Annotated in this window: 1 protein-coding gene; it reads right to left on the reverse strand. The window is 61.7% G+C overall.

Features of this window, described 5'->3' with window-relative positions:
- Positions 1–635 (reverse strand): beta-ketoacyl reductase (locus ADK54_RS43415; protein WP_159047773.1); only part of this gene is annotated, 635 nt, incomplete at both ends.

Below are 635 nucleotides of genomic sequence, written 5' to 3' on the forward strand. Positions count from 1 at the left end.
AGCGCGGCGTCGAAGAGGGCCAGGCCCTCCTCGACAGACAGCGGCGGCATACCCTGCCGAGCGATCCGCTGAACATCCACATCACCCAGACCACCGGTCATACCACTGTCCTGGGACCAAGGACCCCACGCCAACGACACCCCAGGCAAACCCAACCCACGACGATGACCCACCAACGCATCCAAAAAGGCATTACCCGCAGCGTAATTACCCTGACCAGCACTACCAACAGTCCCAGCCACCGACGAGAACACCACGAACGCATCCAGATCCACACCACGCGTCGCCTCATGCAAATGCCACGCCGCATCCACCTTCGGACGCAACACCCCCACCAACCGCTCCGCAGACAACGACTCCACCACACCGTCATCCAACACACCAGCCGCATGCACCACAGCCGTCAGCTCATAACGGCCAACCAGATCAGCCACCGCCACCGCATCAGACACATCACACGCCTCAACAACCACCTCCGCACCAAACAGAGCCAACTCCGCAACAAACTCCCCAACACCCTCCACAGCCAGACCACGCCGACTCACCAACAACAGACTCCGCACCCCATGCACCACCACCAAATGCCGAGCCACCACACGCCCCAGACCACCCGTACCACCCGTGATCAGGACCGT

Origin of the sequence: Streptomyces sp. WM6378 (assembly GCF_001279695.1) — a bacterium.
Taxonomy (GTDB): Bacteria; Actinomycetota; Actinomycetes; order Streptomycetales; family Streptomycetaceae; genus Streptomyces.